The organism is Paraburkholderia acidipaludis NBRC 101816, from assembly GCF_000684975.1.
In the GTDB taxonomy this organism is placed as follows: domain Bacteria; phylum Pseudomonadota; class Gammaproteobacteria; order Burkholderiales; family Burkholderiaceae; genus Paraburkholderia; species Paraburkholderia acidipaludis.
In genome coordinates this window covers 14,115-30,940 of record NZ_BAXZ01000024.1, presented here as the reverse complement: position 1 = coordinate 30,940, position 16,826 = coordinate 14,115, and the positions used below count along the sequence as shown (strand labels likewise).

Annotated in this window: 14 protein-coding genes and 1 pseudogene; 8 read left to right on the top strand and 7 right to left on the bottom strand. The window is 62.7% G+C overall.

What is annotated here, in order from left to right:
- Window positions 1-29: 29 nt before the first annotated feature.
- Complete coding sequence (locus BAC01S_RS23865) at window positions 30-311, bottom strand: hypothetical protein (RefSeq protein ID WP_027797027.1); 282 nt, start codon at window positions 309-311, stop codon at window positions 30-32.
- 317 nt (window positions 312-628) lie between these two features.
- Here BAC01S_RS23865 and BAC01S_RS23860 point away from each other — a divergent pair, with 317 nt between their 5' ends.
- The 3 genes from BAC01S_RS23860 (at window position 629) to BAC01S_RS23850 (ending at window position 3,778) form a co-directional block, all read left to right on the top strand.
- Window positions 629-1,888, top strand: a complete 1,260-nt coding sequence (locus BAC01S_RS23860) for a Zn-dependent hydrolase (RefSeq protein WP_027797026.1) — start codon at window positions 629-631, stop codon at window positions 1,886-1,888.
- Window positions 1,889-1,934: 46 nt separating this feature from the next.
- Window positions 1,935-3,164, top strand: coding sequence for a diaminopropionate ammonia-lyase (locus BAC01S_RS23855; protein WP_027797025.1), 1,230 nt, complete (start codon window positions 1,935-1,937; stop codon window positions 3,162-3,164).
- A 137-nt stretch (window positions 3,165-3,301) separates the two neighbouring features.
- Window positions 3,302-3,778, top strand: coding sequence for an Lrp/AsnC family transcriptional regulator (locus BAC01S_RS23850; protein ID WP_027797024.1), 477 nt, complete (start codon window positions 3,302-3,304; stop codon window positions 3,776-3,778).
- Window positions 3,779-3,827: 49 nt separating this feature from the next.
- Here BAC01S_RS23850 and BAC01S_RS23845 read toward each other — a convergent pair whose 3' ends face one another.
- Both BAC01S_RS23845 and BAC01S_RS23840 read right to left on the bottom strand, forming a co-directional pair.
- Window positions 3,828-4,991, bottom strand: a complete 1,164-nt coding sequence (locus tag BAC01S_RS23845) for a M20 aminoacylase family protein (protein WP_027797023.1) — start codon at window positions 4,989-4,991, stop codon at window positions 3,828-3,830.
- 130 nt (window positions 4,992-5,121) lie between these two features.
- Complete coding sequence (locus BAC01S_RS23840; RefSeq protein ID WP_027797022.1) at window positions 5,122-5,919, bottom strand: sulfotransferase family protein; 798 nt, start codon at window positions 5,917-5,919, stop codon at window positions 5,122-5,124.
- Window positions 5,920-6,131: 212 nt separating this feature from the next.
- Here BAC01S_RS23840 and BAC01S_RS23835 point away from each other — a divergent pair, with 212 nt between their 5' ends.
- The 3 genes from BAC01S_RS23835 (at window position 6,132) to BAC01S_RS23825 (ending at window position 8,744) form a co-directional block, all read left to right on the top strand.
- Window positions 6,132-6,533: a cupin domain-containing protein gene (locus tag BAC01S_RS23835; protein ID WP_027797021.1), complete on the top strand. Its 402-nt coding sequence runs from the start codon at window positions 6,132-6,134 to the stop codon at window positions 6,531-6,533.
- A gap of 94 nt (window positions 6,534-6,627) precedes the next feature.
- Window positions 6,628-7,527 (top strand): LysR family transcriptional regulator, encoded by a 900-nt coding sequence (locus tag BAC01S_RS23830; RefSeq protein ID WP_027797020.1) that lies wholly within the window; start codon window positions 6,628-6,630, stop codon window positions 7,525-7,527.
- 194 nt (window positions 7,528-7,721) lie between these two features.
- On the top strand, window positions 7,722-8,744 hold the full coding sequence (locus BAC01S_RS23825; RefSeq protein ID WP_027797019.1) for a zinc-binding alcohol dehydrogenase family protein: 1,023 nt from the start codon (window positions 7,722-7,724) through the stop codon (window positions 8,742-8,744).
- Window positions 8,745-8,753: 9 nt separating this feature from the next.
- Here BAC01S_RS23825 and BAC01S_RS32390 read toward each other — a convergent pair whose 3' ends face one another.
- Both BAC01S_RS32390 and BAC01S_RS23815 read right to left on the bottom strand, forming a co-directional pair.
- Window positions 8,754-11,645, bottom strand: coding sequence for a sensor domain-containing protein (locus tag BAC01S_RS32390; protein ID WP_052408830.1), 2,892 nt, complete (start codon window positions 11,643-11,645; stop codon window positions 8,754-8,756).
- A 350-nt stretch (window positions 11,646-11,995) separates the two neighbouring features.
- Entirely contained in the window at window positions 11,996-12,736 is a 741-nt protein-coding gene (locus BAC01S_RS23815; RefSeq protein WP_156954521.1) for a hypothetical protein, read from the bottom strand.
- Between the two features lie 526 nt (window positions 12,737-13,262).
- Here BAC01S_RS23815 and BAC01S_RS23810 point away from each other — a divergent pair.
- Window positions 13,263-14,108 carry a helix-turn-helix domain-containing protein gene (locus BAC01S_RS23810; RefSeq protein ID WP_027797017.1) on the top strand — a complete coding sequence of 282 codons (846 nt, stop codon included), beginning with the start codon at window positions 13,263-13,265 and terminating at the stop codon, window positions 14,106-14,108.
- Window positions 14,109-14,190: 82 nt separating this feature from the next.
- On the top strand, window positions 14,191-15,219 hold the full coding sequence (locus BAC01S_RS23805; RefSeq protein ID WP_027797016.1) for an SGNH/GDSL hydrolase family protein: 1,029 nt from the start codon (window positions 14,191-14,193) through the stop codon (window positions 15,217-15,219).
- A gap of 117 nt (window positions 15,220-15,336) precedes the next feature.
- On the opposite strand, the pseudogene BAC01S_RS32385 reads toward BAC01S_RS23805, so the two are convergent.
- Window positions 15,337-15,936 (bottom strand): annotated as a pseudogene (locus BAC01S_RS32385) (NADPH-dependent F420 reductase); the annotation flags it as partial.
- A gap of 27 nt (window positions 15,937-15,963) precedes the next feature.
- Window positions 15,964-16,713, bottom strand: a complete 750-nt coding sequence (locus tag BAC01S_RS23795) for an SDR family NAD(P)-dependent oxidoreductase (protein ID WP_027797015.1) — start codon at window positions 16,711-16,713, stop codon at window positions 15,964-15,966.
- Window positions 16,714-16,826: the final 113 nt, after the last annotated feature.

The window sequence follows — 16,826 nt, the reverse complement described above, 5'->3', positions numbered from 1 at the left end:
GGCGAAGCATTTCTTGCGAGCGGTATGAATCAAGCGACCTGATAGATGCGCACGTCGGGCTCGGCGGCCAGAAGGGGGCGAAGCTCACCCACTACGTCGTTGGCGAACAGCTCGCTCGTCAAATAGGCCCGGGCGTTTTTGACGCTGTCGAAGCCATGCAATACCTGCACGTCCTCTTCGCGAATCAGCAGGTCTTTCGACTGCGCGCCGACGATGGTGTTGAGGAACGGCTCTTTGTACTCCCGATAGACTCGGGCGGCGGCCGCGCGATTGGCTTCGGCGATTTTGAGGGTGATCTGCAAGTAAGCCATGAAACCTCTCCTTGTTCGATGCTGGTGGGTTTGAAGAACGAAAGCCTTGCTTTCACAGCATTCTTCCCGTGTCCCGTCGTTCCGGCAAAGGAGATAATGTGTCAACGTCCTAAAGAAAAACTTTGTCGTTGCATGCCGCCTGCGCTGCGAAGGCTTTTGCGCGACGAATCCTTTGTGCGTAAGCGGTGCGGATATTGCAAATTTATTCATGGCACACGCAGAAGAATGAGGGAAAGTTCAGAGCCTGTTGAAATAAAATTTCTCTGAAGCAAGCTCCTGCGCCTCCGCCAGGAGCGCGTCTTCATGGAGACAGGTAAATGAGCATCCTGGCATTCCCATCCCCGTCGCTTCAGATCGACGGGGCGCTCCTGGTCAAGCAGTTGCATGAGCTGGGCGAGATTGGCGCCGACCCGGAGGTTGGCGGCCGCACCCGGATTGCCTTGACGGATGACGAGCGGGCCGGCCGTGACCTCGTTGTGAAGTGGATGCGCGAACTGGACCTCGACGTCGGATTCGACCGCATCGGCAATATTTTCGGGACCTTACGCTCAGACTCCGACGACGGTAGCCGGCGTCCTCTCATGATGGGGTCGCACATCGACACCGTGAAGAATGCCGGCGCGTTGGACGGTTGTTATGGCGTGCTCGCAGGCCTTGCCGTTGTTCGCGCTTTCCGGGCGGCGGGAACGAAACCAGCCCGGTCGATTACCGTGGCTGCCTTCACCAACGAAGAGGGCATTCGGTACCAGCCGGACATGATGGGTTCGCTCGTTTACGCGGGTGGACTGTCCGTGGAGGAGGCGCTCGATACGGTCGGCATTGACGGTACCCGCCTGGGCGACGAACTGAGCCGCATCGGCTATGCCGGCGAGCTTGAACCCGGTGCGATCGTGCCGCACGAGTATCTGGAATTGCATATCGAGCAAGGCCCGATTCTCGAAGCCGAAAACATACGCATCGGTGTCGTCGAGAGTCTTAAGGGAATTTCGTGGCAGCGGATCACCGTCCAGGGCAACGCGAACCATGCGGGGACGACGCCGACCCGCTTGCGCCATGACGCCGGGTGGGTTGCCGCCGCCGTGCAGACCTTCCTGCGCGAGCTTGCAGTTTCCGCCGGCACAACCCTGGCGACCATCGGGATGCTTCATATCGAACCCAACGTCATCAATGTCATTCCCCGCAAAGCGGTGTTCACGGTAGACCTGCGCGACCCTGACGAGCTACGTTTGCAGGACGCCGAGCACCGCCTCGCGGCGTTTCTCGTCGAGGTCGCGGAAAAGGAAGGCGTCAAGATTTCGACTGAGCGGCTCGTGCGCTTCGAGCCGGTCGTTTTCAATGCGCAACTCGCCGATGCCATCGAGGCGTCGGCAGAGAAAATGGGCTTCACCCATCGCCGGATGACGTCTGGCGCGGGTCACGACGCGCAGATGATTGCACGTATCGCGCCGGCAGCCATGATTTTTGTGCCGAGCCGCGGTGGCGTCAGCCACAACCCGCGCGAGCACACAGACGATGGCCAGCTGGTGGATGGCGCCAACGTCTTGCTGGATGTCGTGCTGAAGCGACTTGCCGCCTGAATGGGCGTCTTGCCGAATTGACTGAATCCGCTGGAGTAAAACCATCATGCTAGTAGAAAATCAACGTGCCAGAAAAATATCTTACCCTTCTTCATTGAAAGCAGTGCTAAGTATAGAAAAGGCGATCGAGAGCCGTAACTGGCTCCGCACCTGGAGCAAGATTGCACGAGATGCCACGCCGCTCTACGAGCTTGCCGGTCTCGCCGCAAAGCTGAATATCGCGAGTGTTGCCGTCAAGGACGAGTCGGCTCGCTCCGTGCTCGGCAGTTTCAAGGCGCTGGGCGCGCCCGTCGCGCTTGTGCGTCTCGTTCTTCGTCTTTGGCCCGAACACAATCTCGACCCGCGCGGTCTGTTCGAAGGCCGTTATCGCGAGATGCTGACTCACTTCACGGTGATCAGCGCGACCGACGGCAATCATGGCAAGGGCCTGGCCGCCGCGGCACAAACGCTCGGTTGCCACTGCGTCATCGTCCTTCATGCGAACGTCAGCAAGGAGCGCGAGCAGGCGATTGCCGCTTTTGGCGCGAAAATCGTGCGCATTGCGGGAAACTATGACGAGTCGGTTGAGGAGGCGGCGCGGCTGGCTTCCACCCATGGCTGGCACGTCGTATCCGACACGTCCTACGAGGGCTACGAGGACATCCCGCGCGACGTCATGCAGGGCTACGGCACGATCGCCGCCGAGGTCGTTGACCAAAGCCGCAGTCGCCCCGAACAGTCCGCGTTTACCCACGTGTTTCTGCAAGGCGGCGTGGGCGGCCTCGCGGCAGGTCTTGCCAGCTATCTGTGGGAGTTCCACGGCGACAGACGTCCTCGGTTCGTCGTGGTCGAACCGCGGCAGGCCGATTGTCTGTATCAGAGCGCACTCGAAGGTCGTGCGGCACGCGCGACGGGGTCGGTGGATTCCGTCATGGCCGGTCTTGCGTGCGGTGAGACATCGCCTCTTGCCTGGCGATTTCTGGAGTCTTGCGTCGACCACTTCATGACCATTGCCGACGATGACGCCGTGGCGGCAATGCGCACGCTCGCGTCGGGTAGCGAAGCCGATATCCCGATCGTGGCGGGCGAATCGGGCGCCGCTGGGCTGGCGGGGCTGACCGTATTGCTGCGAGACAAGCAATTCTCGAAGCAGGCGGGTCTCGACGAATCGTCTCGCGTTCTGCTCATCAACACCGAAGGCGCAACGGCGCCGCAAACGTATGGCGAACTCGTTGGCGAGACCGCCGAGGCCGTATTGGCGCGTCAATCGGCGTGGCAGCCGAAGGTAGCGGTGTAAGGACTCCCATCCAGCCTTGGCTTCTCGCTAAATGCCTTGTTTTCTGGAATAAAATTGCGTAAAAAGGAAAGGTCGGCCCATTTTCGGGCCGAGGTTTGCAATACTATTTCGGGCATTACGGGAGGCCATCGCTCAATATGGGACCCATTCTGGATGCTTTTGACCGCAAGCTTTTGGCCGAGGTCCAGCGTGACGCGCAGACGCCCCAGAGCGAACTCGGCACTCGGGTCAATTTGTCGGCGGCGGCTGTCAATCGCCGTCTCCGTCGTATGGCGGAACTCGGCGTTATCGACCATTACGCGGCCGTTGTGGCTCCCGAGAAGGTCGACTACAACCTGACAGTGGTGGTCACGGTTGAGGTGGAGAGCGAGCAGATCGACCGGCTCGATGAAATGAAGCGCATCTTCGCTGCCTGCCCATGGGTGCAACAATGCTATTACGTTGCCGGAGAATGGGACTTCGTGCTGATTCTGACTGTTCAGAACATGGAGCAATACAACGAGCTCACGCGTGAACTGTTCTTCTCAAACAACAATGTGAAGCGATTCAAAACCCTGGTCAGCATGAGCCGCGTTAAAGTCGGGCTTGGTGTGCCGGTCGAGATCGAGCGGTGACAAGACACCGGGCGGCCAGTGACGACCGCTCGGCCGCATCATCCAGCGTTCAGCCAGCCGGCAGTTCGAGACGGGCAATCTCCGCAAAATACCGCGCGCCGGTCAGGAGAATGTCGTCGTTGAAGTCGTAGCTCGCGTTGTGCAGCGGAATGCCGCCGCTTTCGGGCGAGTTGCCGTTGCCGATGAAAATGAAGTTGCCTGGGACTGCTTGCAGGAATGCGCCGAAGTCCTCCGAAATCATCATGGGCCGGACGTTTGCATCGACCGAAGCGTTGCCGGCGACGTTGCGCGCAGCCTGAACGGCGACATCGAGGAATTCCGGGGAGTTGACCGTCGGCGCGAACTCATACGTGTATTCGAAGCTGCATTCCACGCCGTGGGTCCGGCAGATGCCTTCGCTGATTTCCCGCATGCGCGTCTCGAGCAGCGTTTGGACTGCCTTCGAATAGCTGCGCGTGTCGCCCTTGATGATGACGTTCGACGGAATGACGTTGCGAATGCCGTCGGTTATCAGCTCGGTGCAGGAAATCACGGCCTGCAGGCTCGGGTCCAGATTGCGCGAAACGATGGTCTGTAGCGCGAGGATAATCTGCGCGGCAATCACGATGGGATCGACGCCCATGTGCGGCCGCGCGGCATGGGAGCCGCGCCCTTTGATGTGGATAACGAAATTATCCTCGCTTGCCATGATGCCGCCCGCGCGGGTTGCGAATGTCCCCGCTTGCATGCCCGGCATGTTGTGCGCGCCGAAGATGGCGTGAACGGGGAACCGGTCGAACAGCCCGTCCGCCATCATTGCCTTGGCGCCGCGGCCATGTTCCTCGGCGGGCTGGAAGATGAAACGGACGGTGCCGTTGAAGTCGCGCCTTTCGGCAAGGAGTCGTGCGGCGCCGAGCATCATGGACATGTGCCCGTCATGGCCGCACGCATGCATCTTCCCGGCGTTGAGCGAGGCGTATGCGCGGTTGGGCGCATGCTCGGCGATGTTGAGCGCATCCATGTCGGCCCGCAGCGCGATTGCGCGCGTGCCGTTCCCGACAGTCAGGTTTGCTACGAGGCCCGTGCTGCCAATGCCGCGATGAACCTCGAGGCCAAGGGTCTTGAGAATGTTCGCGACATACTCCGCGGTGTTGACTTCCTCGAAGCCGGTCTCCGGGTTCTGGTGAAGATGCTGGCGCCAGCATGTGAGCTGCCCTTGCAGCGTGCTTTCCATGGGATTATTCCTTTTCCAGGATGGGTCTCCCTATCCTATAGGCGCACGACAATCGCCGGTATCGATATTGGCGGTCAGATGCAAAATTCCGTCGAAATCGCCGCGGCTTTCGAGAAATAATTTCTTCGCGCTAGGCAGCGCCATAACCCAGCCGCGTTGCCGCGTCTTGCGCGAGCGCGAGGAGCTTGGCATCGGTCGGCGGGGTGTTCGGGACAATGTAGAGATCGGCAAGATCGGTAACGGGGTCGCTGAACGGTGTGGGCGTGCGGCGCTGCGCGTGCAGAAAATTGCCGAGGGAAGAAGGGTCTGCCAGCGTGAGAAAGTCGCCGAGGCGCGCAATGATCGTATCCGGATCCTCAACGAGACTGCGATAGGCGATCGTCAACGTCTGGTTCGCGGGCACTTCGTCGAAGAAGTCGAGAATTTCCGTAACGTATTGTCCCCAGACCCGAACGCCGTCATCGACCGACCCAATCCAGCGTTTGCGCACCAGAGAGTTGGCCACGCGGGTGGGATCGCGGTGGAGATGGATGAAGCGCGCATGCGGCAGCAGTTCGCGTATCAGCCGAAGGCACGAGCCCGAACGCGGCAAGCGCTCAACGGAGCCGAGGCGGCCGGAGAGTATGGTGGGGTCGGCATAGGGCGGATGTTTGTCGCCCCAGATCGGCGCGGAAATATGGAGTGCTTCACGATAGAAGCGCTCGACCCAGGGCCCAAGCGTGCGAGCGCCGAAGCGGACGAATGATTCCCGATGGAGCTGGCTGAGCAGATCCGGGCGGCTGCTGCCGACGTCCAGGGTTTCCTTCAGCAGAGCGAAGATCCGGCATTCATTGGTCAGGTGAACGAGCGGGTGCTCGTTCAGAAGCGAGCAAAGAAAGGTCGTTCCCGAGCGGGGCGCACCGACAATAAAGAGCGGGAACGAATCCATTGGGCGCCTCTCGTTCTGTGCCAGGCAACCATCCTACGCGCCCAGGATGGCGCGGAACTGACATAGCGATGGCGCGGCTGAAGGGGGACACGAAAGGTTCGCGCGCAGGCGGCGTGCCTGCAGGATCCGCTTAAATGCCGCGCACAATCGTTCAAGACGCCTCGCGCGCGCCTGGCCTAAGCTCTGTTGAAACCCACTGTAACGGAGCCGTCATGGACATCGATTCCTCCCGCGCGCCTGAGCGACGCGGCCAAGGTCAGACGATCAATCTGCTCGACAAGATTCGCCGGATCGAAGGGCACTGGCAGCCGCGCGTCGTCGCCGAAATGAACGACTATCAGTTCAAGGTCGTGAAGCTGCTCGGCGATTTTATCTGGCACACGCATCACGACACCGACGAGACGTTCATCGTGCTCGAAGGGACTTTGCGCATCGACCTGCGCGACGGGGCGATCGAACTGCAGGCGGGCGAGATGGGTGTAGTGCCAAAGGGCGTCGAACATAAACCTTACGCGCAGGCGGAGGTGAAACTGTTGCTGATCGAACCGCGAGGCGTGGTCAACACCGGCGAAGCGGAAAACGAAAGGACAGTCGCAAACGACATCTGGATATAAGAAGCGCAACTAGCACTCCTGATAGACGCATGGGTCGTCGCGCCGCTTCGTGTACAGTCTCGCCTGGCACACGACTGCTTTCACGCAACGGCCCATGATACGACTGGAAGATTTCGTCATTTTCATCAGCGCGGTAGACAGCGGGAGTCTTTCGGCTGCCGCACGGCAGCTGGACCTCACGCCCGCCGTTGCCAGCGCGGGCCTCAAGCGCCTCGAAGCGGAGCTGGGCACGCGCCTCATTGCGCGATCGACGCGCAGCCTGCGCCTGACGCCCGACGGCGAAGGCTATCTTCGGTACGCGCGCAACGTGATCGAGCAGGTGGAGGCGGGCCAGAACGCCGTGGCCCACGGGCGCAAAACGATAGGCGGCACCGTGTCGCTTTCGGTGCCCTCCGATCTGGGCCGCAACGTGCTCACCGTCTGGCTCGACGAATTCCAGTCCCAGCACCCGGCCGTTTCGTTGCAGGTGCATCCAGGCGACAGCGTGACCGACATGTTCCGCGCGCCGATCGCGCTTGCGATCCGCTATGGCGTGCCCGAAGACTCCACGCTGGTGGCGCTGCCGCTCGTACCCGAGAACCGCCGCGTGCTCTGTGCTTCGCCCGACTATTTCGCGCGTCACGGGCGCCCCGGGTCGCCCGCCGCGCTCGCGCAGCACAACTGCCTGCGCTATGCGTTGAGCGACACGCTGCACGACCGCTGGACCTTCCTCAAGAACGGCGAAGCAACGGTCGTGAGCGTGCGCGGCGACCGCAGCAGCGACGACGGCGATCTCGTGCGCCGCTGGGCGCTGGCGGGACGGGGCATCGCCTACAAATCGCGGCTCGACGTGCTGGCCGATCTCAAGGCGGGGCGCCTCGAAGCGGCGCTGACCGATTTCGAGGGCGAGAGCGCACCGCTGCATCTCGTCTGTGCCCACCGGACCATGCTTTCGCCGACCGTCAACGCATTGCGCGACCTGCTGCGCGAACGCCTTTCCACCTATGCCGCCTGAAGCCCGCCGGCCCCGCCGGGTTTGGGTTCGGCGGCCATTTTCAATTTTGGTTTGAAGCTGATTCCTCGCGACGCCGCTTTCCGGGCCGTGCGCGCTGACCGATGATCGAGCTGTGACGGACGGCCGGGCCGCGTGAACGGATCCACGGGGCCAGGACTTCCGCTTCCTAACATTGTCAGCTGGAGGTATCGACCATGAAGGCCGTTGGCTACTATCGCAATCTGCCCATCAGCGATCCGGAATCGCTCGTGGATCTCGAACTGCCGGAGCCCGCGCCCGGTCCGCACGATCTGCTGGTCGAGGTGCATGCGGTGTCGGCCAATCCGGTCGACACCAAGGTGCGCGTGAGGATGGCGCCCGAGGCCGGCCAGCCGAAGGTGATCGGCTGGGACGCGAGCGGCGTGGTGCGCGCCGTTGGCGGCGACGTGACGCTGTTCAAGCCCGGCGATCGCGTGTGGTATGCGGGGTCGCTGCTGCGGCCGGGCACCAATAGCGAGCTGCATGCGGTTGACGAGCGCCTCGTCGGCCACATGCCGCAAACGCTCGGCTTTGCGCAGGCGGCCGCGCTGCCGCTCACGAGCATCACAGCCTGGGAGCTGCTGTTCGACCGGCTGAAGGTGCCGGAGAGCACGGCGGGCGCGGCGCCCACCGGGGAGACGCTGCTCGTGATCGGCGCGGCCGGTGGGGTGGGCTCGATTCTCGTGCAGCTCGCGCGCAAGCTGACCGGCTTGACGGTGATCGGCACGGCCTCGCGGCCCGAGACCACGCAATGGGTGGCCGACCTTGGCGCGCATCACGTGATCGACCATACGAAACCGCTTTCGCAGGAGCTCAAGCGCATCGGCTTCGAGGGCGTGGACTATATTGCGAGCCTCAACCAGACCGACCGCCATTTCGACGAGATCGTGGCGTCGATCAATCCGCAGGGGCATCTCGCGCTGATCGACGACCCCGAGATCTTCGACTTCCGCAAGCTCAAGACGAAGAGCGTCGCGCTGCACTGGGAATTCATGTACACGCGCTCGATGTTCTCGACAAAGGATCAGGTCGAGCAACACCGCTTGCTCGACCGGGTCGCTTCGCTGATCGACGAAGGCGTGTTGCGCACGACGTTCAACGAGAGCTTCGGGACCATCAACGCCGCAAACCTGCGCCGCGCGCACGAGCTCGTGGAAAGCAACCGGGCGCGCGGCAAGCTGGTGCTCGAAGGCTTCTGATCGCGGCGTTCACGGGTGTTTGAGGTAGCGCGGCAGCGCCGCGATATCCTGCTTGCGCAACGGTTTGCTGTAGAGGAAGCCCTGGGCGACCTGGCAGCCGTGAGCATCGAGAAACGCGGCCTGCTCCATCGTCTCGACCCCTTCGGCGACGACCTGCTGCCCAAGACAGCGGGCGATGGAAAGAATCGCCTTCACGAGCTCGGCATGACGCCGGTCCGTGGTAACGCGCTGCACGAATGTACGGTCGATCTTGATCGTGTCGATCGGAAAGCGCGCCAGGTAGGCAAGCGCGGAGTAGCCGGTGCCGAAGTCGTCGATGGCGATCGAAAGCCCCATGTTCTTGAAGGCCTGAAGCGTGCCGGTTACCGCATCGTCTTCCTCCAGCAGCAGGCTTTCGGTGATCTCGAACTCGAGCCATTCGGGCCGGCAGCCGGTTTCGTCCAGGATTTCCTTCACCGTCACGGCCAGGTCGCGAAACTGGAACTGCCGCGCGGACAGATTGATGGCCACCTTGTGGCGCGTTTTGCTTCCCGAATTCCATTCGGATGCCGAACGACAGGCCTCGCGAAGCACCCACTTGCCCAGATCGCCGATCAGGCCTGTTTCCTCCGCCACCGGCACGAACTGCACGGGCGACACATAGCCCACGCCGGGCCGGTTCCAGCGCAGCAAGGCTTCGGAGCCGATCACTTCGGCATTGCGAAACGAGACCTGCGGTTGATAATGCAGTTCGAGTTCGCCCTGATCGATCGCGCGGCGCAGTTCCGATTCGAGCAGCAGATGCGCGGTCGCCTCGACGGTCAGTTCTTTCGTGTAGAAGCGAAAACCTCGCCGGCCCGAGCGCTTCGCGAGATACATGGCCGAATCCGCGTACTTCAGCAGGTCTTCGGCGTCGGTACTGTCGACGGGATGCAGCGCGATGCCAAGGCTGCACGACACGAAGACCTCCCGGCCGTCCAGCAGGAAACGTTCGTCGAGCCGCTTGATGATCTGCGCGGAAATCTGTTCGAGAAGGCAGCGCTCGCGAATCCCGGGCAGCAGCACGGCGAACTCGTCGCCGCCGAAACGCGCGACCGTGTCGCCAGGTCGTGCGCAAGCCTGCAGCCGCACGGCTGCTTCGCGCAACAGCTCGTCGCCCACCGCATGACCCATCGTGTCGTTGACGCCCTTGAAGCGGTCCATGTCGATCATCATCACGGCCGTCAGGTGCCCGGGCGCGCTGGTGGCGATGGTTTGGCGCAGGTACTCGTTGAACCGGGCGCGATTCGGCAGTGCCGTCAACGCGTCGAAATACGCCATGCGATGGATTTTTTCCCGCGAGGCGTGCAGCTCCGTGATGTCGCGCCCTACGGCGAGCACTGTTTCCACGGTGCCGTTCGCCCCGAGCTCCGCCGTCAGCCTGATGAGGTGGCATAGCTCTTTGCCGCCGGGTTCGCCCCAGCTCAATTCGAATTCCCGGTCGCGTGCCGTGGCAAAGACTGCTTCGAGCTGCTGCTCGTAAAGCTCCATATTGGGGCCGCCCGGCGATTCGGCCGGTGTCTTGCCGATCAGGGCTGCCGCGCCGTTCGTGAGGAGCGAGGCGAAAGTCGGATTGACGTAGATGCGCCGAAAATCCCTGCTGTAGCGCGCCACCGTGTCGGGCGAGTGCTCGACGAGGGTTCTGAATTCGCGCTCGCGCCGGGCCAGGGTTTCGTCGGCGCGGCGCCGCTCGGTCATGTCGCGCGCCACGCCGAGAACGCCCGTCACGGTGCCGCGCGCGTCGAGCACCGGCAGCCGGCGGGTTTCGAGCAAGGCACGTTCGCCCGTTGCCGGCGAGACCACCCATTCGTCGTTGACGCAAACACGCATGGCGTCGATTGCCGCTTTTTCACGTTCGTGAAAAAAATCGGCCATATCGGCTTCGTAAAAATCATAGTCGGTTCTGCCGAGGATTTCGGCTTTCGACTTGCCCACAAAGCGCTCGACGCCGTGATTGCAGAGCATGAAGACGCCGGCCGTGCTCTTCAGCCACACCATGTCGGGAATGGTGTGCAGCACGTTCATCAACTGCGCGCGCGCCTCGGAGAGTTCCCGCGCCTTGTCTTCGAGGCGCTTGTTGAGCTGGAGAATCTTTTCGTACTGGGCGCGCTGTTCGCCTTCCGCGCGCTTGCGCTCGGTAATGTCCTGAATCGCGCCGATCAGGCCGGCCTGGCGGCCCTCGCCGTCGTGGAAGACCGCCTTGCTGAATTCCACATTGCGCACTTCGCGCCGCGCGTTTCGAACCTTGAATTCGTATTGCTGGATGCCGCCGCTCGCGAAGAGCGCTTCGTCCATGTCGAAATAGGTTTGCGCCAGTTCGCGGGGGCTGGTTTCGAACACGGTCTTGCCGACGAATTGCTGCTTCGGCACGCCGAGAAATGCCTCGAACGCCTTGTTCAGATGCAGATACCGTCCTTCGCGGTCCTTCGAGAAAACGGGAATGGGAATGGTATCGAGCAGGGACTCGAGAAAGGATTCCCGTTCGCGCAGCTTGGCTTCCGCGCGTTTGCGCGCGGTGACGTCGAACCAGATTGCCAGTACGCCGGGCGTGGCGTCCTGCAGCGGGTCGCTGACGAACTGCACGACATAGTGCTCGCACCGTGTCGCGGGCATGCCGTCGAACGACAGTTCGAGCTTGCGCGCGGCACCCGTGGCGGCGACTTCGAGAATGGCGTCGAGATAGAGCTGCAGCGTTTGCGGTGACAGCAGTTCGGCTTCGGTGTACAGCCGCGGCTCGGGCCCGGATGCGGCGCTCATCGTCGCGATCGCCGCGCGATTCATGTGGCGCCGTTGACCGCGCGCATCGTAGCGGATCACAGGCATGGGCAAACCGTGGACCGGCACAGAGTATTCGCTTTCGGCGTCGATTTCAGGGTTTTCCATGCTGTTAAGAAAGCTGATTGTTCGCTCAAGGCCGTCTACGCTGGCTTTCCCGGAACCGGCCTTTCCGCCGGGGCGCAACAAGACATGCCATCAATACTGTAACGGCGAAAAATGAGGATTCTGAAGTGTAACGGGGCTTTCGGCTTGCCTTCAGCGACGCTGCCGCTGCCCGCAAAGGCGCGCGTTGTCCGGCCAGTCAGCAGGCTTGGGCAGCAGGCCCGGGGGCGCGCCGGTCAGGAAACCCTGCGTAGTCCATTCGCGGGCGCGGCGGATGCCTACGATCGAACGATGCGCGGCAAGGCGCGCTTCCGGGTGGTATTGAGACCCGCGGCAGATCGCCAACCATAAGACTACTGATCGACGTCATCGGCGGGCGGGCCCGCGTCGAGGCTTCCCGCCGTGCTCGCTCCACGCTTCGCAATGGCGCGGGAGAGCAACTCGCTCGCCGAGTGGCTCGACGCGTCGACGGTCAGGGCGTGGCCCGCATTCTGCCACGCGCAAACCCACTGTCCCTCACGCGCGCATAACCGGGCGTAGCCAAGCAGGGCGTCGCGCTCCTGCTCGCGCGAAACCAGTTCGGCTTGCATCTGTAGCGCTTCGCCGTTGCCGGGCTCTTCGGCGAGCGCGCTCATGATGGCCCTGCGTGCCGGCCAAAGATTGCTCTTGTCCAGACTCGCACGTGCAATGGCGAGATTTCTGGCCACGTCGGCATGTATGTTTGCGCTGGTCTTGCGGGCAGCAACGCGTTCCTCGTGAGGGCTCACTCGCGCATCGGCATTGTGCTGAACGGTGTCGAGACTCGCCACGCGAGGCGCCGGCGGCGGCGTGAGTTCAGGTGACGCTTGCGGGGCCGCAGGCGGCTCGTCGTCGTCGTCGGTGGCACGGGCGGCCGGGATCGCCACCACTTGCGGCGCGAGCACCGACCCGTTGGCCATCTGAACCGGCGTTGATTCCTTTTCTTCGTGATGCGCGATCCCGTAGGCGGCGAATGCGAGCGCGAACACGGCCACGCTGGCGAAGGCATAGAACTGCTGTCGCGAGCGGGGTGCCGGGATTTCGCTTGCCGCCTCCACCCGGGGAGACGCGCTCATCTGGTTCGCCCCGCATTCGGGACAGAATTTCATGGGTCCAGTGAGCCTGGTCCCGCAGCAGGGGCACTGCCGCAAGCCAGGCTCGACCCGCTCGAATTCTTTGGACATGGGAAAAACCATAGCGTCGAGAGATCGGACTGACTGCCGCTATGCGCGCTGGCGTAGCGGCGGGTCAGGGGGCGCCGCAAAATCGATGCCTGATAGTGCGGGATAGTGCGGATCGGTGGACGATGGAAGAAAGCGTTAGCTTGAATATGGACCACTTCGGCGTGGAGATCAATCGACGGGTCCGTTGCGGTGGCGAATCGCAACAGCCTTGTCTGACGAGATGTGCGCGTGGAATTGTCCCCTTGCTCGTTTGTTCTGCTACCGATTATTCTTCGGCGACTTCGGCTCATGGACACTGGCTGGCGGTGCGGACTTTGCGGTGCAATGATTACATGGGATGTAATTGGCGCCATGCATGGCGGCTTCTATTCTTCCGTTGTCGTCTTTTCGTTTTCATCCAACTCGATCAGGAAACACGATGAATGCCACCAGCCTCGATTCGAAAGCGCCGGTGAACGAACTCGGTGGTTTGCTGCGCTATTGGCGCGATCTGCGCGGCGTGAGTCAACTCGATCTGTCGCTCGACGCCGGTATCTCGCAGCGTCAAATCAGCTTTATCGAAAGCGGGCGCAGCGTGCCGGGCCGGGACACGCTGCTGACGCTCGCCCAAACGCTCGATGTGCCGCTGCGCGAGCGCAATGACTTGCTGCTCGCTGCCGGCTACGCACCGCTGTATTCGGAGGCGGCATGGAATGCGCAGGAGATGCATGGCGTCATTCGCGCGCTGGAGCGGGTCGTTCGCCAGCACGAGCCGTTCCCGGCGATCGTGATGGATCGTCACTGGAACGTTCTGATGACCAACGAAGCCGCACCGCGCTTCTTTAATTGCTTCATCGACATGGCTGCGCGCAAAAGCCCGCGCAACATGCTCCATCTGGTCTTCGATCCTCAGGGGATGCGTCCGTTCGTGGCCGATTGGGACACGGTCTCGCGCAGCCTGCTGCAACGCGTGTATCGCGAATCGGTGGGGCGCGTGATCGACGCCGGCACGCAGCATCTGCTCGACGAACTGCTGGCCTATCCCGACGTGCCGCGCGACTGGAAGGCGCATCATGGGTCGCCTGCCGCGTCCATGATGCCCGTCATTCCACTTGGCTTCGTCAGCGAGGGTGTCGTGCTTCGCTATTTCTCGATGGTCACGACCGTGGGCACGCCGCAGAACGTTGCGGCTCAGGAGCTACGGCTGGAATCCATGTTTCCCGCCGACGAAGAAACCGAAGCACGCCATCGGCAGTTGCTCGCCGCACGGTCGATGCAGCACTGAGCGGCACCTTTTTTGCTCCTCCACTTCTCGCACATCTGTCGTGAGGCAGGCGTAACCCATGCGAGAGCGGCGAGGAGGCACGATGCGACGGTTCAACAACACGGTTCGTCTGGCAATGCATGCCCTACTGTTTGCAGTGCTGACGGCTTGCGGAGGAGGGGGCGGCGGCAACAGCGGTGCAACCGGCAGCAGTCCAGGCGGGCCGCCGGGCGGCGTCGCGCTGCAGGTCGTTTCGTTCGGTGACAGCTTGTCGGACGTCGGCACCTATGCGCCGATCGCGAGCGCGGTGGGCGGCGGCCGCTTCACGACCAATCCTGGGCAGGTCTGGACCCAGGACGTCGCGCAGTACTACGGCAACACGCTCAACGCCGCATTCACGATCGGCTTCGACCATAAATTGAGTGCGCAAGGCGGCCTTGGCTATGCCGAGGGCGGAGCGACAGTCGCAACACCGGCAACCGACTACGACTTTCTCACCGACGTGATCGGCAATGTGGAAATGCCCGTCAATCAGCAGGTCTCGAGCTATCTGGGAACGTACGGCAGCTTCAACTCCGGGCAACTGGTGCTGGTGTGGGCGGGCGCGAACGACGTGCTTCGCGCCGGCAACCCGCCGTCCGCGACCTCGACCGTGCAAACGGCTGCAACGACACTGGCCCAGGTTGTCACGCAGATCGTCCAGGGCGGCGCCACCCATGTCGTGGTGGTCAACGTTCCGAACATCGGCTTGTCGCCGAAGGGGCTGGCCTCGGCCGACGGCGGCGCGAACCTGACCCAGTTGTCGCAACTGTTCAACACGACGCTGAATGCCGCGTTGCAATCGGACGGGCTGCAGGGCAAGGTCATCGAGATCGATGCGTACACCTGGGTGAACCAGATGATCGCGAATTTTCAGGCCAACGGCTTTGCCGTGTCCAACACGGCCCAGGCGTGCGATCCCTCGAAAACGCCCGACGACACCTCGTTGCTGTGCTCGCCGGCGACCTACGTCGCGCCCAACGCGGACCAGACGTATCTGTTCGCCGACGACCTGCATCCGACTACGCATTTGCATGCGCTGTTCGCCCAGTACGTGGAGCAGCAGATTGCAGCCAGTGGTTTGGGGCACTGATCATCCCGGACACGATCATCGTGAACTATTCAGGATTCCTGTAAGTTCGTCCGGCGAGACTTCGTCTTTATCCGCGCTGTCTTGCTGGCGGCCCCGGATTCCTGTCCATGTCAGCGGGTCGAACCTGGCCAGGTCCTGGAAAATGAGCCGGCCCCACGTGTGGCCGCGCGCCTGGATGAGCAGGCCGCCCTCCGCGATCTTGCCGAGTTCGACCGGCGCGAAGCCGAGCCGGTCGGCGAGGGCCGCCACCGCGGCGCTGGCCGCGTCGTCGTCGCTGGAGACGAATATGACCCGTCGGCCGCCCTGCTGTGTCGTCGCCCCGTGGGCGAGTGTGGCGGCCGGCAGGTGATTGAATGCCTTCACCAGCTTCGCCCCCGGCAGCGCTTTCGCAATGGCGGCGGTCGAGGGCAGCCCCTCCAGTTCCTCCGGCGGGACGCCGAGCGCATTGGTGGCGTCGATCACGAGCTTCCCCTGCCAGCTTGCGGCCGCTCGCGCGATGTCACCGCGGGCCGCGAAGGGCATGGCCAGGATAACGACGTCGGCCTTGACCGCGTCCTCGACGCGTTGCGGCACGAGCGAAGGGCCGATCTGTGCCGCCAGCGCCGCGAGGGCCTCCGGCGGCCGCCTGCCCGCTAACGCGACTTCGATGTCTTGAATGGCGAACGCCTGGGCGATGGCGGTGCCGATCTTGCCAAGCCCGATGATTGCGTACCTCATTGAACTCTCCTTCCTTGGTGCGGGAACTCAAACCTGACCGACGCCGCCGTCGGTCATCAAATCCGCGCCGGTCATGTAGGCGCTCTGGTCGGATGCGAGGAAAAGCGCCCCGTTGGCCATCTCCTCGGGCCGGGCAAGCCGGCCGAGCGGGACCATGCTCAGGTACATGTTCACCAGCGCCTCGCGCTCTTCGGGCGTCGATACCTGGGAGTCGAGCATCGGGGTGTCGGTGACGCCGGGGCTCAGCGTGTTGACGCGAATGCCGCGATCCTTGAATTCCGCAGCCCAGGTGCGGGCATAGGAACGCAGCGCCGCCTTGGTCGCCGCGTAGGCGGTATGGCCGGGAATGCCCATGACGTGCATGGCCGAAGAGACCAGGATGATCGATCCGCCCCGTGTCATCAGCGGCAGCAGTTTCTGCACGAGGAATACGGGACCACGGGCGTTGAGGTTGAAGGTCTTGTCGAAATGTTCGGGCGTCAGCGTGTCGATGGGAGCTTGCTCCACCAGGGCCGCGTTCGACACGACGATGTCGACGCGCCCCTTTTCGGCCCTCACTGCCGCGGCGACGCGGTCGAGGTCGTCGAGATTCGCGGCGTCGGCCTGGATCGCGGTGACGTTGCGGCCTGTCTGGATGGCGGCCTGGTCTAGCTGGGCTTGCCGTCGCCCAAAAATGAAAACATGCGCGCCTTCGGCTGCGAACCGTTGGGCGATTGCCAGGCCGATGCCGGTCGTTCCGCCGCTAATGACGGCAACTTTGTCTGCGAGAGTGGACACGGGAATCCTCCTTCGTCGAGTGATGAGTGACAGGAAGATCGTAATTGCCGGCTGTGCCGATGATAATTCGCAGATTTTTCATAAGACCTATTCGCAGGGGGAATCGGCCCGCT